Origin of the sequence: Flagellimonas spongiicola (assembly GCF_023502425.1) — a bacterium.
GTDB classification, from domain to species: domain Bacteria; phylum Bacteroidota; class Bacteroidia; order Flavobacteriales; family Flavobacteriaceae; genus Flagellimonas; species Flagellimonas spongiicola.
Window position 1 is genome coordinate 168,463 of record NZ_JAMFMA010000003.1, and the last position, 24,619, is coordinate 193,081.

The 24,619-nt window shown below is 39.4% G+C and carries 25 protein-coding genes and 1 tRNA gene; 20 read left to right on the top strand and 6 right to left on the bottom strand.

All coding sequences use genetic code 11. The annotated features are described in order from the left end of the window. Window positions 1-7 precede the first annotated feature (7 nt). The 3 genes from M3P19_RS12290 (at window position 8) to M3P19_RS12300 (ending at window position 2,438) form a co-directional block, all read left to right on the top strand. Window positions 8-1,324 carry an ATP-dependent 6-phosphofructokinase gene (locus M3P19_RS12290; RefSeq protein ID WP_249657979.1) on the top strand — a complete coding sequence of 439 codons (1,317 nt, stop codon included), beginning with the start codon at window positions 8-10 and terminating at the stop codon, window positions 1,322-1,324. A gap of 140 nt (window positions 1,325-1,464) precedes the next feature. Then, window positions 1,465-1,764, top strand: coding sequence for an HPF/RaiA family ribosome-associated protein (locus tag M3P19_RS12295; protein WP_249657980.1), 300 nt, complete (start codon window positions 1,465-1,467; stop codon window positions 1,762-1,764). Window positions 1,765-1,811: 47 nt separating this feature from the next. After that, a complete protein-coding gene (locus M3P19_RS12300; RefSeq protein ID WP_249657981.1) occupies window positions 1,812-2,438 on the top strand; it encodes a hypothetical protein in 627 nt (208 codons plus the stop codon). A gap of 279 nt (window positions 2,439-2,717) precedes the next feature. Here the strand turns inward: M3P19_RS12300 and M3P19_RS12305 are convergent, their stop codons facing one another. Further along, the gene (locus tag M3P19_RS12305; RefSeq protein ID WP_249657982.1) at window positions 2,718-4,067 is read right to left on the bottom strand and encodes a sugar porter family MFS transporter; all 1,350 of its coding nucleotides are present in this window, start codon (window positions 4,065-4,067) and stop codon (window positions 2,718-2,720) included. A gap of 31 nt (window positions 4,068-4,098) precedes the next feature. Beyond that, a complete protein-coding gene (locus M3P19_RS12310; protein ID WP_313791627.1) occupies window positions 4,099-5,340 on the bottom strand; it encodes a 3-deoxy-D-manno-octulosonic acid transferase in 1,242 nt (413 codons plus the stop codon). Window positions 5,341-5,422: 82 nt separating this feature from the next. Here M3P19_RS12310 and M3P19_RS12315 point away from each other — a divergent pair, with 82 nt between their 5' ends. The 6 genes from M3P19_RS12315 to odhB all read left to right on the top strand — a co-directional run bounded on the left by M3P19_RS12315 (window position 5,423) and on the right by odhB (window position 13,536). Beyond that, on the top strand, window positions 5,423-6,583 hold the full coding sequence (locus M3P19_RS12315) for a DegT/DnrJ/EryC1/StrS family aminotransferase (protein WP_249657984.1): 1,161 nt from the start codon (window positions 5,423-5,425) through the stop codon (window positions 6,581-6,583). Then, the gene (galE, locus tag M3P19_RS12320; RefSeq protein ID WP_249657985.1) at window positions 6,580-7,596 is read left to right on the top strand and encodes a UDP-glucose 4-epimerase GalE; all 1,017 of its coding nucleotides are present in this window, start codon (window positions 6,580-6,582) and stop codon (window positions 7,594-7,596) included. The genes M3P19_RS12315 and galE overlap by 4 nt, the downstream gene beginning before the upstream one ends. Before the next feature lie 138 nt (window positions 7,597-7,734). Beyond that, the gene (locus tag M3P19_RS12325) at window positions 7,735-9,012 is read left to right on the top strand and encodes a metal-dependent hydrolase family protein (RefSeq protein ID WP_249657986.1); all 1,278 of its coding nucleotides are present in this window, start codon (window positions 7,735-7,737) and stop codon (window positions 9,010-9,012) included. Between the two features lie 31 nt (window positions 9,013-9,043). Then, window positions 9,044-9,400, top strand: coding sequence for a hypothetical protein (locus M3P19_RS12330; protein WP_249657987.1), 357 nt, complete (start codon window positions 9,044-9,046; stop codon window positions 9,398-9,400). A 97-nt stretch (window positions 9,401-9,497) separates the two neighbouring features. Further along, entirely contained in the window at window positions 9,498-12,293 is a 2,796-nt protein-coding gene (locus tag M3P19_RS12335; RefSeq protein ID WP_249657988.1) for a 2-oxoglutarate dehydrogenase E1 component, read from the top strand. Window positions 12,294-12,318: 25 nt separating this feature from the next. Continuing rightward, on the top strand, window positions 12,319-13,536 hold the full coding sequence (gene odhB, locus M3P19_RS12340; protein ID WP_249657989.1) for a 2-oxoglutarate dehydrogenase complex dihydrolipoyllysine-residue succinyltransferase: 1,218 nt from the start codon (window positions 12,319-12,321) through the stop codon (window positions 13,534-13,536). A gap of 27 nt (window positions 13,537-13,563) precedes the next feature. On the opposite strand, the gene M3P19_RS12345 is transcribed toward odhB, so the two are convergent. After that, entirely contained in the window at window positions 13,564-14,004 is a 441-nt protein-coding gene (locus tag M3P19_RS12345) for a retropepsin-like aspartic protease family protein (RefSeq protein ID WP_249657990.1), read from the bottom strand. 51 nt (window positions 14,005-14,055) lie between these two features. Here M3P19_RS12345 and M3P19_RS12350 point away from each other — a divergent pair, with 51 nt between their 5' ends. The 11 genes from M3P19_RS12350 (at window position 14,056) to M3P19_RS12400 (ending at window position 21,014) form a co-directional block, all read left to right on the top strand. Then, complete coding sequence (locus M3P19_RS12350; protein ID WP_249657991.1) at window positions 14,056-14,631, top strand: hypothetical protein; 576 nt, start codon at window positions 14,056-14,058, stop codon at window positions 14,629-14,631. Between the two features lie 13 nt (window positions 14,632-14,644). Beyond that, window positions 14,645-15,412, top strand: a complete 768-nt coding sequence (locus tag M3P19_RS12355; protein ID WP_249657992.1) for a TatD family hydrolase — start codon at window positions 14,645-14,647, stop codon at window positions 15,410-15,412. A 9-nt stretch (window positions 15,413-15,421) separates the two neighbouring features. Then, on the top strand, window positions 15,422-16,447 hold the full coding sequence (locus tag M3P19_RS12360) for an asparaginase (protein ID WP_249657993.1): 1,026 nt from the start codon (window positions 15,422-15,424) through the stop codon (window positions 16,445-16,447). Window positions 16,448-16,515: 68 nt separating this feature from the next. Further along, window positions 16,516-16,603 (top strand) — tRNA-Ser (locus tag M3P19_RS12365). Window positions 16,604-16,681: 78 nt separating this feature from the next. Then, window positions 16,682-17,416 carry a MotA/TolQ/ExbB proton channel family protein gene (locus tag M3P19_RS12370; RefSeq protein WP_249657994.1) on the top strand — a complete coding sequence of 245 codons (735 nt, stop codon included), beginning with the start codon at window positions 16,682-16,684 and terminating at the stop codon, window positions 17,414-17,416. Between the two features lie 27 nt (window positions 17,417-17,443). Beyond that, entirely contained in the window at window positions 17,444-17,881 is a 438-nt protein-coding gene (locus M3P19_RS12375) for a hypothetical protein (RefSeq protein WP_249657995.1), read from the top strand. 11 nt (window positions 17,882-17,892) lie between these two features. Next, on the top strand, window positions 17,893-18,498 hold the full coding sequence (locus M3P19_RS12380) for an ExbD/TolR family protein (RefSeq protein ID WP_249657996.1): 606 nt from the start codon (window positions 17,893-17,895) through the stop codon (window positions 18,496-18,498). Window positions 18,499-18,508: 10 nt separating this feature from the next. Continuing rightward, complete coding sequence (locus M3P19_RS12385; protein WP_249657997.1) at window positions 18,509-18,991, top strand: ExbD/TolR family protein; 483 nt, start codon at window positions 18,509-18,511, stop codon at window positions 18,989-18,991. Between the two features lie 171 nt (window positions 18,992-19,162). Continuing rightward, a complete protein-coding gene (locus M3P19_RS12390; protein WP_249657998.1) occupies window positions 19,163-19,774 on the top strand; it encodes an ExbD/TolR family protein in 612 nt (203 codons plus the stop codon). A gap of 5 nt (window positions 19,775-19,779) precedes the next feature. Further along, a complete protein-coding gene (locus M3P19_RS12395; RefSeq protein ID WP_249657999.1) occupies window positions 19,780-20,259 on the top strand; it encodes an ExbD/TolR family protein in 480 nt (159 codons plus the stop codon). Between the two features lie 125 nt (window positions 20,260-20,384). Then, window positions 20,385-21,014 carry a porin family protein gene (locus tag M3P19_RS12400; RefSeq protein WP_249658000.1) on the top strand — a complete coding sequence of 210 codons (630 nt, stop codon included), beginning with the start codon at window positions 20,385-20,387 and terminating at the stop codon, window positions 21,012-21,014. Here the strand turns inward: M3P19_RS12400 and M3P19_RS12405 are convergent. From M3P19_RS12405 to asnS, 3 genes are read right to left on the bottom strand one after another with little or no spacing between them, the layout of a single operon-like run. After that, window positions 21,009-21,611 (bottom strand): hypothetical protein, encoded by a 603-nt coding sequence (locus M3P19_RS12405; RefSeq protein ID WP_249658001.1) that lies wholly within the window; start codon window positions 21,609-21,611, stop codon window positions 21,009-21,011. The genes M3P19_RS12400 and M3P19_RS12405 overlap by 6 nt on opposite strands. Further along, window positions 21,611-23,068 carry an RNA polymerase factor sigma-54 gene (gene rpoN, locus M3P19_RS12410; RefSeq protein ID WP_249658002.1) on the bottom strand — a complete coding sequence of 486 codons (1,458 nt, stop codon included), beginning with the start codon at window positions 23,066-23,068 and terminating at the stop codon, window positions 21,611-21,613. Before rpoN ends, M3P19_RS12405 begins: the two co-directional genes overlap by 1 nt. 43 nt (window positions 23,069-23,111) lie before the next feature. Beyond that, a complete protein-coding gene (gene asnS / locus M3P19_RS12415) occupies window positions 23,112-24,545 on the bottom strand; it encodes an asparagine--tRNA ligase (protein WP_249658003.1) in 1,434 nt (477 codons plus the stop codon). Window positions 24,546-24,619: the final 74 nt, after the last annotated feature.

The window sequence follows — 24,619 nt, forward strand, 5'->3', positions numbered from 1 at the left end:
TTAGAACGTGAGCGAAACAAATAGGTTTCAAATAGCAAATTTGGGTAAGCCCAATTACAAATCTCCCCTGCAGTTAAGTACTGTCAGGGGAGATCATATCTTCAATTTTGTCAAGGAGTCCGATAAATTGGTTTTCGACTTATCGCTGGATAGCTATGCTAGTTGCCTATCCAACGGGGAGGAACCGCAATGTCTGGAAAAAGCGGGACCTAGACAGGATATATTTTTTAAACCTGAAGACACCACAGCTGCGATTGTTACCTGTGGGGGCTTATGTCCAGGAATCAATAATGTGATTCGTGGTGTTGTGATGGCACTTCATTATTTCTACGGAATAAAACGCATCATTGGTATTCCTTATGGCTACGAAGGGCTTAACCCTGAAATGGGCCATGAACTTATTGAACTGACCCCAGACAAAGTCAAGGATATCCATCAATTTGGAGGTACTTTTCTTGGTTCTTCCAGAGGCGGCCAGGATGTATCGACCATGGTGGATACATTGGAATCCAATCATGTGAACATGTTATTTGCGATTGGGGGGGATGGTACACTTAAAGGTGTTGACGCTATTGGTGAAGAGATCAAAAAAAGAAGTGCCGATATCAGCGTTGTTGGTATTCCAAAAACCATTGATAATGATATAGATCTTATTGATGAATCCTTTGGGTTTGAAACGGCATTTGATGTTGCGAGTCCAATAATTAGGGATGCACATAACGAAGCTGCCGGCGCTTTCAATGGGATTTCCATAGTGAAATTAATGGGGCGCGATAGTGGGTTTATAGCAGCCTCTGCGGCGCTAGCTATGCCTGTTGTTAATTTTGTGTTGATTCCCGAAATGGATTTTCAATTGGAAGGGGAATTGGGTTTCTTGGGAGTGCTCAAAAAACGGTTGCAGCAAAAGAAACATGCGGTAATTGTAGTTGCTGAAGGTGCTGGACAACAATTGTTTGAAGACCAGAACAGAGTTCAAGATGCTTCCGGGAATATCAAACATGCAGATATTGGGATATTTCTAAAGGATAAGATCAAGGAATACTTCACGGAAACTCCAGTCACGATTAAATATATAGACCCTAGTTACATTGTTAGAAGTGCTCCTGCAAATTCCAGTGATAGTGTGTATTGTAGTAGATTAGCGTATCACGCAGTACATGGGGCCATGGCAGGAAAGACACAATTTGTTTCTTGTAAAGTAAACAACAAATTTGTCTACATCCCCATTAAAGAGGTGACCAAAAAACGCAAGAAAATAGATTTGGAGAGTGAATTTTGGTTCTCCGTACTTCAAAGCACCGGTCAGCCTTTCTTACTGAAATAGAGGGTACAAAAGAACTTTCATCATTTTATTGGTGCCATTCCCGTCTCTTTACGGAAATATACCTTTATCAATCCTGACATTTGTCATTTTATTCCGATTGGGTACTGGCTAGTTTTATATTGATTTTAAAAACAAATGTTATGGTTATCAATATTCAATATCAAAAAATGCCGTCCAGTGAATCCTTGAATAAACTGTTGCTTAAAAAATTGCATCGATTGGGTGATAAATATAGCTGGGTCATTAAAGCCAATGTATTGTTTAAGGAAGAACATGATAAATCGGGAGAAGACAATATTTGCGAGATAGAATTGAGTGCTCCTGGACCAAGAATGTTTGCCAAATCTAGATCCAATGATTTTGAGAAAGCGATGGCAGAGACCATAAATGACCTTAAAAGACAATTGGAAAAGAGACATGATATGTTTGTAAGACATTGACAGGGTTATCCTGAGAGGGATTAAGGAAATTTTTTAAATACAATGCCATGAAAACCAAATTGATGTTATTGTCATTGGTGCTGATGACAAGTTGTGCTTCCACTAAATTGGTGGAAACATGGAAGAATCCAGAGCACGTTGTTTTTGATGCCGGCAAAGTATTGATTGTTGGCATGAGCCAAGACGATGAGGTCCGACTGGAATTTGAAAGTCAGATGAAGGAAAAGTTGGAGAAGTTAGGTGTAGAAGCTATGCGCAGTGTTGATTTGTTCGATGTTGAATTTACATCTTCTGAAAAATCTGAAGAAGAACTTTCAGATGTGGAACAGCAACTTTTGGACAAAGGATTTGATGCTATTTTGTTCACTAAGGTAGTTGGTACTGAAAACAGAAGAACTTTCAGGGAACGTATGAACAAATTCAATAATCTGTATAGCAGGTTTAGCGCTGATTATTTAGGACATCAGGATATGTATTATGACCCTGAATATTATGACACCTTCAATTTGTACTACATAGAAACAGCACTTTATTGTATTTGTGTGGACAAAGACCGCGAGTTGATTTGGAAAGGTGACTTTGAGGTAGAGGAACCCAGTAAGGCCAGTAAGACCATAGACGCCTATATCAAATTAATGACCACGGCAATGGCAGATGTGGACGTAATTTTTTAATCAATTAGAAATAGAAAAGGATGCGGTAGGTGACTACCGCATTTTTTTTATCCAAGAATACCTAGAAAATCCAAAAGGATACAAACCGGTATGGCAACCAAAATCAATACCAAGACGAAAACCATCAATCGTAAAAAACCGACAAGCATTTTGTTGCCAAAAGAAATATCATCAGTCATAATAGTGTTATTTCCTTTCAATTTACGGAATAATTCAGAGAAATCGCCTTGTTTTCAGATGGTTATTCGACCAACTGAACGCTTTTAAGTATGTCCTGTACTATTTCGATTTTCCGCTTAGGGTATTTCCCAATTCTTCCAATGAGACACCTTTGGTTTCTGGCATTCGGAAAAGAACCCATAACAGCTGTAAAACCATCATAAAGGCAAAAAACAAGAATATGGGCCATGGGTTGTCCTTGAAAATACCTTTGTCAGCGTCTAAGAATATTGGTGTGGTCAGGGTAATCAAAGCAGCAAACACCCAATGTGTGCCTGTTCCCCAGGATTGGCCAGAAGCGCGAACTTTACTTGGGAATATCTCGGAAATGAACACCCAAATTACGGCCCCCTGTCCAACAGCATGTGATGCAATGAAAACCAAGATGAAGGTCAATAATAAGGTAGAACTTGCATCACTGTAAAAACAATATCCAACCATGGCAAGACTAAGTATGTAGCCTATAGAACCAATTTTCATCAATTGTTTTCTGCCCAAGTAATCGATGAGTCGAATGCCCAGTAAGGTGAAAATTAAATTGACAACACCAATGGAAATTGAACTGAACAAAGATTCTTTGGATGCCAAACCGGCCCGCTCCAATATTTCGGGAGCATAGTATAGCACAAAGTTGATTCCCGACAACTGGTTAAAAAATGCGATCAAGAAAGCCAAGGAGAGTTGTTTGTTGTACTTTCCGGAGAACAAATTTTCTTTTGCCAATGATTTTCCTAGGACTTCTTTGATTTGGGTCAATCTAACTTTGGCTTGTTCCATACTGGTGATGTATTCCAGTGTTTTTAGTGCACCTTCCTCATCCTGCTTTTGGGATAATAACCATCTAGGACTCTTAGGAACAGTAAGAACCATTAAGGTGTAGCCAAAAGCTGGTATTGCTTCTACACCTAACATCCATCGCCAGTCATTTGCGCCATCAAATCCCTTTAGGAAATAATTGGAAAAAAAGGCTATCAGAATTCCGAAGACGATATTGAATTGATACATTGCCCCGAGTTTTCCTCTATTTTTCGGAGTTGATATTTCCGATATATATATTGGTGCTGCAACACTTGAAGCTCCAACGCCTACTCCGCCAATAAATCTAAAGAATGAAAACAAATAGGGGTCATGGGCAACAGCGGAGCCCAACGCAGAAATAAAATAAAGCACACCAATCCAGACCAAGGTATTCTTTCGTCCAAATTTGTCGCAAGGAATGCTACCTAATAATGAACCTAAAACCGTTCCCCATAAGGCCATGCTCATAATGAAAACACCATGAAATACAGGGGAGGTATTCCATAATTCCTTTATGGGAAGATTGGCTCCGGAGATAACTACAGTGTCAAATCCAAATAGAAATCCTGCCAGGGCGGCGGTAAGGGAGATTTTGAAAATACGCTGGTTCATAAGGTTGATTTTTTCTAAATCTAGGAAAAAATCAAAGAACCTTTTTAATCGTCTTCATGAAGCTATCAGTGGCACCCAGATTATTTTGGATGTACGAAGTATTGATTTCACCTATGGATTCTCGGTATTTAGAATCGGTAACAAATTTGTCCATAAGAATTTTGAATTCCGTTTTGTTTTGCACTGTCTGGATGCCTTTAAGAGCAACCAAATCCTCTGCTTCCTTGAATCCAGAATAATCTGGGCCAATAATGATGGGTACTCCAAAAACTGCCGGTTCTAGCGTATTGTGAAGACCTGTTGCAAAAGCACCACCAACATAAGCAATGTTGGCATAGCTGTAAATCTTGGTTAATAACCCTATCGTATCTACAATCAGTACTTGATAACTGGACAATTCATTGTCGTTTATTTCGGAATAGCAAATTGCAGGTACTTCCAGACTTGCCTTTAACTTGTCTATTTTGGAAGGTTTTATGGTATGCGGGGCCAACACAAACTTGATGTTGTGGGTGGTAGCATTGATATAATTGACAAGGATTTCTTCATCTTCAGGCCATGTGCTGCCTGCAACACAACAGAGTTGCTCGCTTTTAAATCCGTCCATAAAATCCATTGCATTGTGCTGATCCAATATTTTTGCGACACGATCAAACCGAGTATCTCCACTTACCGTGGTATTCGTAAATCCAATTTCTTGCAATAAGGTTTTAGATCCTATATCCTGAACAAAGAAATGATCAAATGCCTTAAGGCTTTTTCGCATAAACCCACCCCATGGTTTAAAATAAACCTGTCCTTGTGAGAAAATTGCTGAAACTAAAAAGGTAGGGATGCCACTTTCTTTGAGTCCAAGAAGAAAATTTGGCCAGATCTCATATTTTACAAAAATGGCCAAGTCAATTGGGAATGCATCCAAAAATTGCTGCACATTGGATTTAGTATCCATTGGCAAGTATAAAATGTGATTGGCAACCCCGGAATTCTTCTTAACCTCATACCCAGAAGGAGAGAAAAAGGTGAGAATGAACTTGCGCTTTGGGTACGCTACCTTAAGCTTTTCCAAAATGGGTAAACCTTGTTCAAATTCCCCCAACGAAGCCACATGCATCCAAATGAATTTGTCATTTTGGAAATTGCTCTTATTCAGGAGTTGTTTGGTTTCTTTTCTACCCTTTACGAATAAATCGATTTTGGAACTGAACAAAGCTACCACGTGGAGCCCCCACCATGTCAGTTTTAGTAAAAAGTTATACAATGTTCGCAAAGGCATCATTTTTCGCTAAATTACATTCTTTCCGTAAGAGGTAATTATGGCAATCGATTTTCTTAATTTTGTGACTCAAATTAGCTTGATGAAAAAAATACAAATGGTTGACCTTAAAGGTCAGTATGAGGGAATCAAAGAGGAAGTGAATTCTTCAATTTCAGAAGTTTTGGAAACTTCAGCATTTATTAATGGTCCCTATGTACGCGAATTTCAAAAAGATTTAGAATCGTATTTGGACGTAAAACACGTAATACCGTGTGCCAACGGTACAGATGCCTTGCAAATTTGTATGATGGGCCTTGGCTTGAAACCAGGGGATGAGGTCATTACTGCGGATTTTACTTTTGCTGCAACTGTAGAGGTGATTGGACTCTTGAACCTTACACCGGTCCTGGTAGATGTTGAACCTGATTCATTTAATATTGATCCCAAAGCTATTGAAAAGGCGATTACCCCGAAGACCAAGGCCATAGTTCCGGTTCATTTGTTTGGGCAATGTGCCAATATGGACGCCATAATGGAGATTGCCGATAAGCACAATCTGTATGTGATTGAAGATAATGCCCAAGCTATAGGAGCAAATTATACGTTTGAAAATGGAGATAAGAAAAAAGCAGGTACCATTGGTCATGTTGCCTCTACTTCCTTTTTCCCTTCTAAAAACCTGGGTTGTTATGGAGATGGTGGTGCTATTTTCACCAATGATGATGACTTGGCACATATTATTCGTGGTATGGTAAATCATGGTATGTACAAGCGCTATTACCATGATGTGGTTGGGGTAAACTCTCGATTAGACTCTATTCAAGCAGCAGTGTTAAAAGCAAAATTACCGAATCTTGATGCTTATAATACCAAGCGCAAAGAAGCAGCTAGTAAGTACAATAGAGCTTTTAAAGATCAAGCTAATATTGTAACACCTCAGATGCCTAAAGGATGTGGAGATATATGTGTTGATTGCGATTGCCATGTCTTTCACCAATACACCTTACGTATTTTGAACGAAAAAAGAGACAGCCTTGTGCAACATTTAAATGATAATGGCGTTCCTTGTGGAGTGTATTATCCTGTTCCGTTGCATCTTCAAAAGGCATACAAGGATGAAAGATATAATGAAGCAGATTTTCCTGTGACCAATCAGTTGGTCAAGGAAGTTATTTCCTTGCCAATGCATACAGAGCTGGATGATGAACAAATCGATTTTATAACCAATTTGGTCATTGACTTTGTAAATAACCCATCATGAAAATACTTGTTACTGGAGGACTCGGTTTTATAGGTTCCCACACTGTAGTTGAACTTCAAAACGAGGGTTTTGAGGTAGTAATCATAGATAATCTTTCCAATTCATCTGAAGATGTATTGGATGGTATCGAATCAATCACGGGAAAAAAACCGCATTTTGAAAAAATGGATTTGCGGGACAAGCCTAAAGTACACGAGTTTTTTCAGAAGTATAACGATTTAGAAGGCGTTATTCATTTTGCAGCTTCTAAGGCTGTAGGGGAAAGTGTAGAACAACCACTGTTGTATTACGAAAATAACTTGGGTGTTCTGGTATACTTACTTCAGGAATTAACGCAAAAAGGGAAATCCAGTTTTATATTTAGCTCATCTTGCACGGTTTATGGACAGGCGGATACCTTGCCGATAACCGAAGATGCTCCAGTAAAACCAGCGGAATCACCTTATGGAAATACAAAACAGATTGGTGAGGAAATCATTCGAGATACCTGTGGGGTAAACCCAAATTTGAGTGCAATAGCATTGCGTTATTTTAATCCAATTGGAGCACACCCCTCCGTAAAAATTGGGGAATTGCCGTTGGGCGTACCTCAAAACCTTGTCCCATATATTACTCAAACAGGGATGGGACTTAGAGAACAACTATCCGTTTTTGGAGACGATTACCCCACCGAGGATGGAACCTGCATACGTGATTACATTCATGTAGTGGATGTTGCAAAAGCACATGTAGTTGCATTACAACGCCTATTGCAGAATAAAAATGAACAGAATTATGAAGTGTTCAATCTAGGGACTGGAAAAGGTAGTTCTGTTCTTGAGGTAATCAACAGTTTTGAGAAAGTATCAGGCGAAAAATTGAACTATAAAATTGTAGACCGAAGAGCTGGAGATGTAATTCAAGCCTATGCTGATACGGCAAAAGCTAATGATGTGTTGGGATGGAAAGCACTGTCTACTTTAGATGACTCCATGAAATCCGCTTGGGAATGGGAGCAAAAAGTCAGGGGATAACCACTAATCAAAATTAATTTTGAAGGCCCATCTTAAGATGGGCCTTTTCATTTAAGACCATTTTTGAATTAGTAACTGGTTATTGCGATGTTAGTCGTTATTCTTACTTTTAAAAGAATAATCAATAGCTAAGTCAAAATGAAAAACCTTCTATTAGTTCCTGCATTGTTTTTTGGATCAATTCTCATTGCTCAGGAAACCTACCTCCAATGTGGTCAAATTGTTGATGTTGTAAACGGGAAAGTGCTCACCGATAAAACCATTATTATTTCCGGCAATACCATTACCAGTATTGAAAATGGATTCCAGAATGGGGATTCGGATGTTACGGTTATTGATTTAAAAGACAAGACGGTGATGCCTGGTTTCATTGATATGCATGTTCATATTGAGGGGCAATCCAGCCCGCAAAGATATATTCAGAGATTCACCTTAAATGAGGCGGATGTAGCATTGCAATCCACTGTTTATGCGAAAAATACCCTAATGGCCGGTTTTACTACGGTTAGAGACCTTGGTGGCAGTGGTGTAAACATAGCACTACGTAAGGCTATAGCAAAAGGTAGCGTAGTTGGGCCAAGAATATTCACAGCTGGTAAAGCGATAGGCACAACAGGAGGGCATGCTGATCCTACAAATGGAATGCGAAAAGATCTTATGGGTGATCCAGGACCTAAAGAAGGTGTGGTCAATTCAGCCGAAGATGCCAAAAAAGCAGTTAGACAGCGCTATAAAGATGGGGCGGATGTCATTAAGATTACAGCTACCGGAGGTGTTCTTAGTGTTGCCAAAAGTGGACAAAATCCGCAATTCACCTTGGAGGAAATTAAGGCAATCACGGCCACAGCAAAAGACTATGGGATGCTGACTGCGGCTCATGCTCATGGTGATGAAGGTATGAGACGAGCGGTTATTGGAGGAATAAAAACTATTGAACATGGTACCCTTATGAGTGAGGAAACCATGGATTTAATGGTTAAGCATAAAACATTCTTGGTGCCAACCATTACTGCTGGCAAACAGGTTACAGAAAAAGCAAAAATAAAGGGATTCTTTCCAGAAGTAGTCGCCAAAAAAGCAGCCGCGATTGGACCAAAAATCCAAACCATGTTCGAAAAAGCCTATAAAAAAGGAGTCCCTATTGCATTTGGAACAGATGCAGGGGTTTTTCCACATGGTGAGAATGCTCGAGAATTTGTTTACATGACGGAAGCGGGCATGCCCATAATGGAGGCACTAAAATCGGCAACAGTTACCAATGCGGAACTTTTAGGTATGGGTGACAATTTAGGCCAACTTAAACAAGGGTATATAGCAGATATCATAGCAGTAGATGAAAATCCAAAGGATAATGTAGAGACACTTCGTAATGTGTCCTTTGTGATGAAGGAGGGAAAAGTATACAAATCCAGATAAACCAAACTTTAGGCAAAGACGTATTTATCCTGTGCAATTTCAATTTAACGATAGCGTAGGAGTGCTGGAACAAGCAAAGAAGGAGGAGCTTATTAAAGACCTACTAACTCAGGTGCAGAAGGACTTTATAAGGGCCAACGCTTCTATTCAACTTGCTTTCAATCTACCAATTTCGGATTTGGTCACCTTACTTCAGGAAAAGATCTACGTGCTGGTTCTAGAAAAGTATCAGGAGTTTCTTAATCTATTGTACGCAGTGGATATACCAGAATCTCAAATATTGAAGTTAGCTTCTAAGGATCCTGTCGACTTATCATCCGAAGTTTGTTTTTTGATACTCAAAAGAGAATGGCAGAAAGTCTGGTTCAGACATAAATTTAACTCCTAGCAATATTTTGTCAAATTAGGTCAAGAATGTTGAACTGCCTATTGTATTTGTTGTATTTTTGACTAAATTTTTGCTTTGCATTTGATAGAAACTATCAATGGATAAATATTCCTTTTTAAATGCTGCGCATACATCGTTTTTTGCGGAGCAATATGATAAATACCTTACAAGTCCAGACAGTCTTGAACCAAGTTGGAGGGCTTTTTTCCAAGGTTTCGATTTTGGAATGGAAAGTTCCTTGGACGAATTGGAACTAACCTCTGAAAATGGGGTGGTTACCATGCCTAACGGACAAGCAGTAACTGTTCCCCAATCACTTCAGAAAGAATTTCAGGTTGTTAAACTGATTAACGGATATCGGTCACGTGGGCATTTGTTTGCGCAGACCAATCCAGTTCGGGAGCGTAGAAAATACATTCCAACATTGGAGATTTCCAATTTTGGGTTATCCAATGAAGATTTGGATACTGTGTTTGATGCCGGAAAGATTATAGGTATAGGGCCAAGTACCCTTAAAAATATTGTAGCTCACTTAGAAAGTATTTATTGTGATGCTATTGGGGTTGAGTATATGTATATCCGTACACCGGAACGCATACAATGGATTCAAGACTGGTTGAACGTTAATGATAACCATCCCAGTTTTTCTCCGGAAGAGAAAAAGACTATACTAAGGAAGCTAAATGAAGCAGTTTCATTTGAAAGTTTTCTGCATACCAAATATGTAGGGCAAAAGCGATTTTCCCTAGAGGGAGGTGAATCCTTGATTCCTGCACTGGATGTCATCATTGAAAAAGCTGCGGATGCGGGTGTGAAACAGTTCGTGATGGGGATGGCCCATAGAGGAAGGCTAAGCGTTTTGACCAATATTTTTGGGAAATCACCAAAAGACATTTTTAGTGAATTTGATGGAAAGGATTATGAAGAGGCTATTTTTGATGGGGATGTAAAATATCATTTGGGCTGGACTTCCCGTAGGGAAACCGACTCTGGAAAAGTGGTCAATATGAATATTGCACCAAACCCTTCCCATTTAGAGACGGTAAATTCCATTGTTGAAGGAATCACTCGAGCTAAACAAGACCGATATCATCAAGATAATGTGTCGGAGGTGTTGCCAATACTTGTTCATGGTGATGCGGCTTTTGCGGGACAAGGGATAGCCTATGAAATTATTCAGATGGCCCGTTTGGATGGCTATCATACAGGCGGAACCATCCATATTGTGGTAAACAACCAAATAGGATTTACGACAAATTATTTGGATGCACGTTCCTCTACATATTGCACAGACGTAGGTAAAGTAACCTTGTCGCCTGTACTGCATGTTAACGCAGATGATGCGGAAGCAGTTGTTCATGCGGCCACTTTTGCCCTTGAATATAGAATGCGTTTTAAACGTGATGTATTCTTGGACTTATTGGGGTATAGGAAATACGGGCATAATGAAGGTGATGAACCTAAATTTACCCAACCCCTACTATATAAATCCATATCCAAACACAAAAACCCAAGGGATATCTACGCTGAACGATTGATTCAAGAAGGAATCATCGATCAGGACTATGTAAAGAACCTAGAAGCAGAATACAAGAAAAACCTTGAAGAGGATTTGTTGGATTCAAGAAAGGTTGAAAAAACTGTAATCACACCATTCATGCAAGATGAATGGGAAGGTTTTGGGCAGGTTACTGAAGTAGCAATGCTAGGTGAGGTAGATACAAAATATCCTATCAAGAAATTAGATAACATCGCGAAAAGTATCACAGCTCTGCCAGAAGGAAAAAAATTCCTCCGCAAACTGGAACGTTTGGTTGCTGCGCGTAATAAAATGTATTTTGAGGACAATCAATTGGATTGGGCCATGGGAGAACTTTTGGCCTACGGTTCTTTGATTGAGGAAGGTTACGATGTTCGTATGACCGGGCAGGATGTAGAGCGAGGGACCTTCTCCCATAGACATGCGGTCATAAAGACCGAAATGCATGAGGAGGAAGTGACTTTGCTGAATGAATTAGGAGAAAACCAGAACGGTAAATTCCATATATACAATTCCCTCCTATCTGAGTATGCGGTTATGGGATTTGATTATGGCTATGCAATGGCCAGTCCTAAGACCCTTACCATTTGGGAAGCGCAGTTTGGTGATTTCAGTAATGGCGCTCAAATTGTAATCGACCAATACCTTTCTTCTGCGGAAGACAAGTGGAAATTGCAAAACGGATTGGTGCTGTTGTTGCCTCACGGTTATGAAGGTCAAGGAGCTGAACATTCTTCTGCCAGAATGGAAAGATACCTTCAGCTTTGTGCCAAAGACAATATGTATGTGGCTGATGTAACTACGCCAGCGAACATGTTCCATCTGCTGCGTAGGCAAATGAAAGCGGAATTTAGAAAGCCATTGGTCGTATTTACCCCAAAGAGCTTGTTGAGACACCCAAAAGTGTTGTCTACTAAGGAAGAGATGGCAAAAGGAAGTTTCCAGCCTTTAATTGATGATTCCGCTGCAACGGCTCCCAAAGTGAAGACCTTGGTATTCTGTACGGGTAAATTCTATTATGACCTTTTGGCTAAAAAAGAGGAATTGAAGAGAGATGATGTCGCCTTAGTGCGATTGGAGCAATTGTTCCCGCTTCCTGCAAAAGAAATGCGAAACATCATGAAAAAATACAAGAATGCGGATGACGTTGTTTGGGCTCAAGAAGAGCCAAGAAATATGGGTGCTTGGGGGCATCTGTTGATGCATTTTGAAGAAGCAAAAACATTCAGGGTTGCGTCCAGAAGATTCTATGGTGCGCCTGCGGCAGGTAGTGCGGTAAGGTCACAGAGAAGGCACGCTCAGGTTATTGCTTACGTCTTTGATAAGACACAAGATAATATGGTAAGAAGATAATTTAAAAGCATAAAACTAGAATAACATGGTTTTAGAAATGAAAGTTCCCTCGCCAGGGGAGTCCATTACCGAAGTTGAAATCGCGGAATGGTTGGTTCAAGATGGTGATTATGTAGAAAAAGACCAGGCAATTGCCGAGGTTGATTCAGATAAGGCCACATTGGAATTACCAGCCGAGGAAAGTGGTATCATCACCCTAAAAGCGGAAGAAGGTGACGCAGTTGCTGTGGGTGAAGTCGTTTGTTTGATAGATACCAGTGCTGCCAAGCCAGAAGGTGGAGCCGTAGAAGAACCAAAGGTGGAAGCTAAAGAGGAACCGGCAAAAGTGGAGGCTCCAAAACCTGTGGAAGCAAAAAAAGAAACCTATGCGTCAGGTACTCCTTCCCCCGCGGCAAAGAAAATATTGGATGAAAAAAGAATCGAACCGTCATCTGTCGCAGGAACTGGACGTGATGGTAGAGTTACCAAAGATGATGCAGTAAAGGCAGTACCTTCAATGGGAACACCAACCGGAGGTAATAGGGGAGAATCACGTTCCAAACTTTCCATGTTACGCAGAAAAGTAGCTGAACGATTGGTTTCTGCTAAAAATGAAACTGCCATGTTGACTACCTTTAATGAGGTGGACATGTCGCCAATATTTGCCTTGCGCAAAGAGTACAAGGAAGCATTCAAAGAGAAGCATGGCGTAAGTCTGGGCTTTATGTCATTCTTCACCAAGGCTGTCATCAGGGCGTTACAAATGTATCCTGCAGTGAATTCGATGATTGATGGCAAAGAAATGATTACGTACGACTTCTGTGATATAAGTATTGCGGTATCAGGTCCAAAGGGATTAATGGTGCCTGTAATCAGAAATGCGGAAAACCTTACGTTCCGTGGAGTTGAAGCTGAGGTAAAACGACTGGCCTTGCGCGCACGAGACGGACAAATAACGGTTGATGAAATGACAGGAGGAACTTTTACAATCTCCAATGGTGGGGTGTTCGGTTCAATGTTGTCCACTCCTATAATCAATCCACCCCAAAGTGGAATCTTAGGAATGCATAATATTGTGGAAAGACCTATCGCTAAAGACGGTCAAGTGGTGATTGCACCAATAATGTATGTTGCCCTTTCTTATGATCATCGAATTATTGATGGAAAAGAATCTGTTGGATTTCTAGTGGCAGTGAAAGAAGCTTTAGAAAATCCAGAAGAACTATTGATGGATGGCAATGTGAAAAAGGCACTGGAGCTTTAAACATCCATTCTGAACATAATTAGGCCTTTACTTTTTTAAGTAAAGGCTTTTTTTGTCATAATCAATAACAGCCTTCGCTTTTTTCAAGACATCGGCACCTATGATTCCGTCAACGGGTAAAGAGTTATGGGAGGTAAGTGCTTGGTTGACATGGATTAAATCAAACAAAACTATTTTCTGTTTCTTTTTCGTCCAATCTCCAATTTGGATTTTGTTTTTGGTGGAGATTAAGGTTTCCATTTCTGTTGCACCTGCCCCAGCAGCTTTAATGTCGGTTACCTCAGAAATCATATTGAAATGTTCAATCTTATCCATGCCGACACAGGTGCTGGACGCGCCAGTGTCCAATATAAACCGACCTGATATTCCATTGATCATGGCAGATATTTCAAAATGATTGGTTTCTGTCAATAGTAGTGGAATACGAACATATTTTTTGTATTTCAGAAACTTTTTGAGGGTTTTCATCCACGATTTTTTTTAAAGATAAACCTATTTTTGCGGAAGTAAATTGTACAGATGCAAAAGATAATTTTAATACTGGTAGTGGTACTTTTGGCATTTTCTTGTGGCAGTAAAAAGCAAGAACCAGCTGAACTGAAATTGGTTAAAAAGTATATTCAGGCCTTAAACCAATCTGATTATTCTACCGTGATATCCCTGTTCAAAGATAGCGTTCGCATGAATGAATTGGTGTACAAGAGTACTTTTTCCAAGCAGCAATACTATTCCTTGTTTCAATGGGATTCTGTATTTAAGCCAACCTACACCATAGAGGAGATTCAATGGATGGACGGGTATGTTGAAATGAAGGTGGCCAAAAAATGTGAAAGAATCCTCTTCTTAAATGAAGAACCAATTGTGACCAAAGAACAGGTTTATTTCGATGAAAAAGGTATTAAAAGTGTTGACATTATAGAGTACATAATTTTTAATGACGAATTGTGGAACACCAACAGAGAGAAGTTGGTCACTTGGACTGCAAACAATCATCCGGACATCGATGGGTTTTTGTATGATCAAAGTTTGGAAGGTGGTTTAAAATTTAAGGAGGCCATTTATCGATTTCAAAAAATAGACACTGTTCAGAATTAGGCAGAAAGGAATAATGATCATAACAGATACACATACACATTTATATAGTGAGGCCTTTGATGGCGATCGGGCAGAGATTATAAAATCGGCTATGGACTTAGGTGTGCAGCGTTTTTTTATTCCAGCAATAGATTCAACCTATACGCAATCCATGTTGGATTTGGAGGAAAAGTTTCCAGACCAAATGTTTTTGATGATGGGTTTACATCCCACGTATGTCAAGGAGAATTATTTGGAAGAATTAGCGCATGTAGAAGCATTGCTGTCAGAACGCAAGTTTTATGCGGTTGGTGAAATTGGGATTGACCTTTATTGGGATAAGAGTTTTTTAAAACAACAACAAGAAGCCTTTGTACATCAAATCAGATTGGCTAAAAAATATGGATTGCCCATCGTAATCCATTCCAGAGAATCTTTTGACGAAATTTTCGAGATTTTGGAACAGGAAAAAGGCGATGACCTTCGCGGTATTTTCCATTGCTTTACGGGTACCCTGGAACAAGCCCATACAGCCATTTCGTACAATATGAAATTAGGTATTGGTGGTGTGGCAACATTCAAGAACGGGAAAATAGACCAGTTTTTGAATAAGATAGATTTGGAACACATTGTTCTAGAAACAGATTCGCCGTATTTGGCTCCAGTACCCTACCGTGGAAAGCGAAACGAAAGTGCTTATATTATTAAGGTATTGGATAAACTATCGGAAATCTATACACTTGGTCAAGAGAAAATTGCCGACATTACCACCGAAAATTCAAAACAGGTTTTTGGTATTTAATAGTTTAGGATGAAATCTAAAATTCTGCTCATATATACAGGTGGTACCATTGGGATGGTCAAGGATTATGATACCGGTGCACTCAAAGCATTCAATTTTGAGGAACTGGTAAACAATATTCCGGAATTAAATCAATTGGATTGTGATATTCAAGGTATGTCCTTTGATACACCTATCGACTCGTCCAATATGAACCCAGTGTATTGGAGAGATATTGCACAAATTATAGAGGACAACTATGAAGCATTTGATGGTTTTGTTGTTTTGCATGGAAGCGATACGATGAGTTACTCCGCCTCTGCGCTTAGTTTTATGCTTGAAAATCTAGGGAAACCGGTAATTTTTACAGGATCGCAATTACCTATTGGAGACCTTCGCACCGATGCAAAGGAAAATTTGATAACATCCATTCAAATTGCTGCACTCAAGAAAAAAGGAGGGCCGGTGGTGCAGGAGGTAGGATTGTATTTTGAATATAAATTGTATCGAGCCAACAGAACGACCAAAATAAATGCAGAACATTTTGAGGCATTTGCTTCGTTAAATTATCCGCCTTTAGTGGAATCTGGAGTTCATTTAAAGGTCCATGAAACTTACTTGTTGAAACGACAGGCTAAACTCAAGCCACTTCAGGTACATAAGAAGATGGATAACAATGTGGCCTTGTTGAAATTGTTTCCCGGAATTAACAAGGAGGTTCTTACTTCTGTGTTGAATATTACAAATTTAAAGGCATTGGTTCTGGAAACCTATGGCGCAGGTAATGCCCCAATGGACGAATGGTTTTTGGATAGTTTGGAAAATGCTATTAAAAATGGGTTACATATAATTAATGTAACACAGTGTTCGGGTGGAGCAGTTGCCATGGGTCATTATGAAACCAGCGAACGACTCAAGGAACTGCAATTGATTAATGGCAAGGACATTACGTCTGAAGCTGCCATGGCCAAAGTAATGTACCTGTTAGGGACTAAAGTTTCAGGTAAACTATTCAAGACGATTTTCGAGACTTCATTGCGCGGTGAGATGGTCTAAAATTAACGCCTCAAATTTCATTTAATAATTATTTTTTCGTTTATTGGGCGGCCTAACTATGATTAAACAGAGAGGTGGCCGAGTGGTCGAAGGCGCACGCCTGGAAAGTGTGTATACACCAAAAGTGTATCGAGGGTTCGAATCCCTTCCTCTCTGCTAGGTATTTAAATTATATGGTATTAAAATTTTTATATCTTTAACATTATTAACTAACTAAATTTAAGTTTTAGAAAAATGAAAAAATTATCCTTTACTCTGGCTGCTGCCGGAATGTTTGTGATGGGAACTTCAACTGCATCAGCGGCCATGTTTCAAGATGAAGCTGCTGCCGAAGCCAGCAAAGGTTTTACCCAAGTATTGAAAGAACAGTTTATCCAAGGTGGACCTGCCTTCATGGGAATCGTACTTTTATGTTTGATTTTGGGATTGGCAGTTGCTATTGAGAGAATAATTTATTTGAATTTGGCCAGTACCAATTCTGCTAAATTGAAACAACAAGTGGAAGACGCTTTGGCTTCCGGTGGTGTTGAAGCTGCTAAAGAAGTATGCAGAAACACTAAAGGACCTGTTGCTTCTATTTTCTACCAAGGATTGGATAGGGCTGGAGAAGGATTGGAATCCGCCGAAAAAGCTGTAGTTGCCTACGGTGGTGTTCAAATGGGACAATTAGAGAAAAACGTTTCTTGGTTATCTTTGTTTATCGCTATTGCTCCTATGCTTGGGTTCATGGGTACGGTAATCGGTATGATTGCTGCATTCCAGAAAATTGCAGCTGTTGGTAACTTGAGTGCATCTTTGATCGCTGGTGATATCCAGGTAGCACTTTTGACAACGGTATTTGGTTTGATCACTGCAATTATCCTTCAAATTTTCTACAACTATATCATTGCTAAAATCGATAGTATCGTAAATGACATGGAAGACTCCTCTATATCTTTAATAGATATGTTGGCTGCCCACAAAAAATAATTACGAAATAATAAACTATCGAAAGTCATGAATAAAATAATTAAAATAGTACTTATTGTCATTGGGCTGGTTGCTACAGTTCTATGGTTCGGTATGCCGTCAGGTGATGATCCAGATGCCATTAATAGTGGCTCCATGAATTTCATGTTCTTGATCATGTACCTTTTGTTGGCCATTGCTGTGGTTTCAACAGTATTTTTTGGACTTAAAAAATTGCTTTCAACTCCAGGAAGCCTCAAAAAGGCATTGTTTGCCATTGGTGGTTTGGCCATAGTAGTTGCAATTTCTTACGGTTTGTCATCTGGTGCAGAAGCAAAAGCTGTAGCAGACGCTATGGCCGATAAAGGTGCTACTGAAAGCACAGTGAAAAACATTGGTATGGGTTTAAATGTGTTCTTTATCCTTACAACTGTTGCTGTATTGCTTATGGTTTTGCCAGGATTGAAAAAAATGTTTGTTAAGTAAAAACTAAAGTTATGGCTAGAAGAAACGGAGCACCGGAAGTTAACGCCGGTTCCATGGCAGACATAGCTTTCCTTCTACTTATCTTTTTCTTGGTTACTACTACCATTGAAACAGATGCTGGTTTGGATCGTATGTTGCCTCCTATGGAGCCGCCAGAAGAGGATGTGGTGATTAGACAGAAGAATATCTTCACCGTAAACATCAATAAAAATGGTCAGCTTTTAGTTGAGGATGAATTGATGCCTCTAAACAATCTTAGAGATGCGGCAATTGCCTTTTTGGAAAATGGAGCGGATGGTTCTTGTGATTACTGTCAAGGTAGCAAAGATCCAGCTTCATCAGATAATCCTTCAAAAGCGATTATTTCCTTAAAGAACGATAGAGAGACCAAGTACAGTACCTATATCACAGTACAGAATGAGTTGGTTGGAGCTTATAATGATTTGAGAAACCGTGCCTCCCAACGAATATTCGGAACGGATTTTACGGAAATGGAATCAGAATATTTGAATCCGGAAACTGCATCTGCCGTGAGAGATGAATTGAAAGATAAAGTGAAGCGTATCCAAGATATGTTCCCACAGAAACTTTCAGAAGCTGAAACAACTAGTAACTAAAGAATAGATTATGGCCAAGTTTGCAAAAAAGAAAGATGGGGATTTGCCAGCGGTATCTACCGCTTCGTTGCCCGACATCGTCTTTATGTTACTGTTTTTCTTTATGACAGTAACTACCATGAAAGATAGTTCTTTATTGGTTGAAAATACGTTGCCAAATGCTTCTGAAATAAAGAAGTTGGAAAAGAAGGATAGGGTTATCTATATCTATGTAGGAAAGCCCACCCAAGAATATCAAAAGGTTTTTGGTACAGAGCCAAAAATTCAGCTAAACGATAAGTTTGCTAATGTTGATGAAGTTGGATCCTATATCTTAGCCGAGCGCGCTAAAAAACCACAAGAATTACAAAACGTATTGACTACTGCGTTAAAGGTTGATAAGAATGCCAATATGGGTCTTATTGCCGATATTAAACAAGAATTGAGAAAAGTAAATGCTTTGAAGGTTAACTATACGACCTACGAAGGAAATGCTTTCAATAATCTTCAGTAGCCAATAACTTAGATTTAGTGGAAAACGCTCCAAGCATTTTAGTTTGGAGCGTTTTTTTATTGGTTTCAATTCTGGGAAGCTAATATTCAGCCAGTATGGAATAATTATTGCGATTTGACTGTTGGGTCTGCGATGACTCAAAATCAGAAAGTCCAACTAAACATTATCATTATGGCTAGAAACAATGAAATCCCAGAAGTCAATGCTGGGTCAATGGCGGATATTGCCTTCCTGTTATTGATTTTTTTCCTAGTTACCGCAACCATCCAAACCGATATGGGATTGGATCGAAAATTACCGCCCAAGGAACCTTCACCGCCCGTTCCTTTGAATGAAAGAAACGTCCTAAGAGTAGTCTTGAACAAGAACGATGAGCTTATGGTAGAAAGTGAACTTTTGTCCATTAATGAGTTGCGAAGTTCCGCTGTAGCTTTTTTAGACAATGGGAGCGATACCAAGAGTTGTAACTATTGTGGAGGAGAAAGAGATCCATACTCATCTGAAAACCCAGATAAGGCAATTATCTCCTTGAACAGTGATAGGGAAGCAAGTTATGGGATGTATGTCAAGGTCCAGAATGAGCTCACAGCTGCTTATATGAAGCTTAGAAACCGTGAATCACTTAGGTTGTATGGTCTTGAGTATTCTGAATTGGAAGGAATCTACAATGACTCCCAAACTTCGGTGATAGACAAAAAACAGATAAAGGATAAAATAACCACTATCCGTAACCTATTTCCGATGCGATTATCTGAAGCAGAAACTAGACAATCCTTAAAATAGAAACTATGGACTACAAAAGAAAAAAGTATAAAAAACTACCTGCAATATCTACAGCATCCTTGCCTGATATTGTCTTTATATTACTGTTTTTTTTCATGACGGTCACAACAATCAAGGATAGCCCGCTATTGGTGGACAATGAACTGCCAATGGCCGATCAAATCAACAAACTGGATAAGAAAGACAGGGTAGTTGATATTTATGTTGGCAAGCCAGCTCAAGAGTTGGCAACGGTTTTTGGTGCTGAACCCAAAATACAATTGGATGATAGATTGGCGAAGGTATCAGATGTGGCTCCTTATGTGCTTTCCCAACTCGCTCAAAAACCTGAGGAATTACGAAACCTGATCACAGTTTCCCTAAAAGTAGATAAAAAAGTGAAACTGGGTATAGTATCAGACATTAAAGAGGAGCTGAGAAGCATAAATGTATTAAAGGTGAACTACACCACTTATGAAGGTGATGCAGTCAATGAAGTATATTAAAAAACATGATTAATTGAAAAAACAATCCAAATGTGTAATTTGGATTGTTTTTATTTAACAACTGTATGAGATATTGGTTTTCCCTGGGGGTTCTATTAATCGGATTGTTTCAAACGTCCCAAGTCATGGCTCAAGAAATTGAGTCATTGGATGAGCGCTACCTTGAGGATCAATTTTATGTTGGGTTGGGATTCAATTTCATGTTGGATAGGCCTACTAATGTGGTTCAGCGAAGCCTGTCCTATAACCTTCAAGGAGGATTCATAAAGGATATTCCATTCAACAGAAATCGGAATTTTGGTATTGGGATTGGTCTTGGATATGGGGTAAACTCATTTTATTCCAATATTCAAGCTGAGGAAAATAATGGCAATATCACATATCAAGTGGTAAGTACGGATGCTATTGTAAGAAGTAAATTTGAAACACATACCTTGGAGTTTCCTTTTGAATTGCGATGGAGGACATCAACAGCATCAGAATACAAGTTCTGGAGAGTTTACGCCGGTGCCAAATTTGGCTATGTTTTTTCCGGTAGGTCTAGATTGGTCTTGGAAGAAGGGTCCAATGGATTTTCCAATTCTGACCTACAAGATTGGCAATATGGACTTACTTTAAGTTTTGGCTACAATACTTGGAATATAAGGGCGTATTATGCATTAAATCCTCTATTGAATGATGGGATACAATTGGATAACGGTGAAGCAATTGATATGCGGGTTCTACGCATAGGTGTTATCTTCTATATTTTATAGCCAATATTTCAGAATAAGAAGTTGGGAACCTACTCCAACAAAAAATCCTATTGCTAATTCCGCACTGCTATGCGCTTTCAAGTATAATCTTGAAGTGGCAACAAGGCCTGTCAATAAGGTAAATAGGCTTATTCCTAGGGTAATGTTCTTTTCAAAATGAATGCTAAGGCCAATCATGAACATTAAGACACTACCCATCCCGATCAGATGCATACTTGTTTTGAATTTTAGAAAAAGCAGAATTAATGCTGCTCCAGTGGCCATTAATAATCCCGTAAAAAAGAAAAATAGCTCATTCACATAGTTATTTGGAATCACCTTGTACAGTATCATCAAAAACAATACGCAGCTTATATAGAGCGGATATTTTCGTTCTTGGATAGTGGGTAAAAATATAGAATGGATAACCCCTAGATTTTTAAGTATCAGGAAAAAGATTATTGGGATGATTACGGTGAGGATAAAAATGGGTAATACATTTCCACTTTGCACCTCTAAAGAACTATAGGGGGTGAGCTTAAAAAATAACAGTGTACCGCCTATTGGGACAAACAAAGGATGGAAAATGTAAGACACAATGTTGAGCAGATGGCGCATTAGATTTGCTTTCTTAGCCGTGCAACTGGAATGCCCAATTGTTCCCTGTACTTGGCTACTGTCCTTCGGGCAATGGGATAACCACGCTCTTTGAGAATTTTCGCCAGCTTATCATCTGTCAAAGGCTTCTTTTTTTCTTCTTCACCTATGACTGTTTCCAATATTTTTTTGATTTCCTTGGTCGAAACATCCTCCCCTTGCTCATTCTTCATAGCTTCCGAGAAATATTCCTTGATCAATTTGGTGCCATAAGGCGTATCCACATACTTGCTATTGGCTACCCTTGAAACTGTGGACACATCCATGCCAATTTGGTCGGCAATATCTTTTAAGATCATGGGGCGCAATCGACGTTCATCCCCAGTAAGGAAATATTCCTTTTGATAATGCATAATGGCATTCATGGTAACAAACAGTGTCTGTTGTCGCTGTTTTATGGCGTCAATAAACCATTTGGCAGCATCCAATTTTTGCTTGATGAATAGTACAGTGTCTTTTTGGGTTTTGGATTTGTCCTTGGAGTTTTTATACCCTTCCAACATATTACTGTAATCCCTGCTGACGTGAAGCTCGGGAGCATTTCGACCGTTAAGGGTTAGTTCCAATTCCCCTTCAACTATCTTAATTGAAAAATCAGGTACAATATGTTCAATAATACGGGTTCCGCCGGCATAAGAACCTCCAGGTTTCGGATTTAATTTCTCAATCTCCGAAATAGCATCTTTCAACTCTTCCTCCCCAATATGATGTTTCTGGAGGAGTTTGGAATAATGTTTTTTGGTGAATTGATCAAAGGATTTTTCCAAAACCGCAATCGCCAATTCTATGGCTGGTGATTTATCCTTACGTTTTAATTGAATGATAAGACATTCCCCCAAAGATCTTGCGCCAACGCCAGGTGGGTCCAAAGCCTGAACTGTTTTGAGCACCGCTTCAATATTGGTTTCCTCTACATAGATGTTTTGCGTAAATGCTAAATCGTCCATGATATCGGATAATGGACGACGGATATAACCACTTTCATCTACACTGCCCACTAGGAATTCAGCTATTGCCCATTCCTCATCGTCAAGGTAAACCGTATTCAATTGATTGATCAAGTATTGATTAAATGAGATTCCGCTGGCATAGGGAATACTCTTTTCATCATCGTCGGCACTATAATTACTGGTTTGCGTCCTATAGTCTGGGACTTCGTCGTCACTCAGGTAATCGTCAATATTGATTTCATCCGCCGCAATAGTTTCGCTATCCGCAGTGTCATCGTATGCCTCATCGTATACATCATCAGCCCCTTCTGCTTTCTCCTTGCCACTTTCCAAAGCAGGGTTTTCCTCCAATTCTTGTTTTAAGCGTTGCTCAAAAGCCTGTGTGGGCAACTGAATCAACTTCATAAGCTGAATCTGCTGCGGGGACAGTTTCTGGGAAAGCTTGAATTGGAGGTGTTGTTTTAGCATAGGGTTCTACCGTATTCTATGAGTATAAAATTAAGTAAACCAATTAAAATTCGGCATTTTGCGGAGTTCTTGGGTAAGGAATCACATCACGGATATTTCCCATACCTGTCGCAAATTGAACCATTCGCTCAAAACCTAAGCCAAATCCACTGTGCACGGCAGTTCCAAATCTTCGTAAGTCCAAATACCACCAAAGTTCCTTTTCGTCGATATTCAAGTCCTTGATTTTTTGCTGTAATACTTCCAAACGTTCTTCTCTTTGGGAGCCACCAACTATTTCGCCAATTCCTGGGAATAAAACATCCATGGCCCTAACCGTTTTTCCATCCTCATTCAAACGCATATAGAATGCTTTGATGTTGGCGGGGTAATCAAAAAGAATCACTGGGCATTTAAAGTGCTTTTCCACTAAAAACCGCTCATGTTCACTTTGCAAATCCGCTCCCCATTCATCAATAGGAAATTGAAATCTTTTCTTTTTGTTGGGTTTACAGTTTCTTAGTATTTCTATAGCTTCCGTGTATGTAACACGCTTAAAGTTGTTGTCAACAATAAATTTCAACTTTTCAATTAAGGCCATATCCGAACGCTCATTTTGAGGTTTGGATTTTTCTTCGTCCAACAACCTTTTCTCCAAAAATTCAAGATCATCCTTGCAGTTCTCAAGCACATAGCTCAAGATAGATTTAATGAACTCTTCTGCAAGGTCCATGTTGGCATCTAAATCATAAAAAGCCATTTCTGGTTCAATCATCCAAAATTCTGCCAAGTGCCTTGAAGTATTGGAGTTTTCCGCCCTAAATGTTGGGCCAAAGGTATAAACGTTGCCTAATCCCATGGCATAGGTTTCTGCCTCTAATTGCCCGGATACTGTAAGATTGGTTTCCTTACCAAAGAAATCTTGGGAATAATCAATGGCTCCTGAATCATCCAATGGTGGTGATTTCGGGTCCAAAGTGCTTACCCTAAACATTTCTCCTGCTCCTTCAGCATCTGACCCAGTAATTATGGGTGCATGCATGTAATAGAATCCTTTCTGTTGAAAGTACTGATGTACTGCAAAAGACAAGGCCGAGCGAACTCGCATCACCGCTGAGAACGTATTGGTGCGCACCCTAAGGTGAGCCTTTTCCCTTAAAAACTCAAGGGAGTGTTTTTTGGGTTGAATCGGATAGGTTTCCGGGTCGGCCGTTCCATGAACAAAAACAGCTGTTGCTTGGATTTCAACACTTTGACCTCTTCCTTGACTCTCTACTAGTGTACCTGTAACTTTTAATGCAGCTCCAGTTGAAATTTGTTTTAATAGATCTTCATCAAAATTTTCAAAATCGATAACGCATTGCAGATTATGGATTATTGAACCATCATTTAACGCTACAAAGCGATTACTTCTGAAGGTTTTAACCCATCCATTTACTTCGACATGCTCTCCAATAGGTTGCTTTTTCAGCAATTCTTTTACGGAATACGATTTCATTTTGATTGTAATAAATTAAACGGTAAAGATAGCTTTTTGGTCAAAAAAGAAAGCTATTGAACAACTAATAAAAG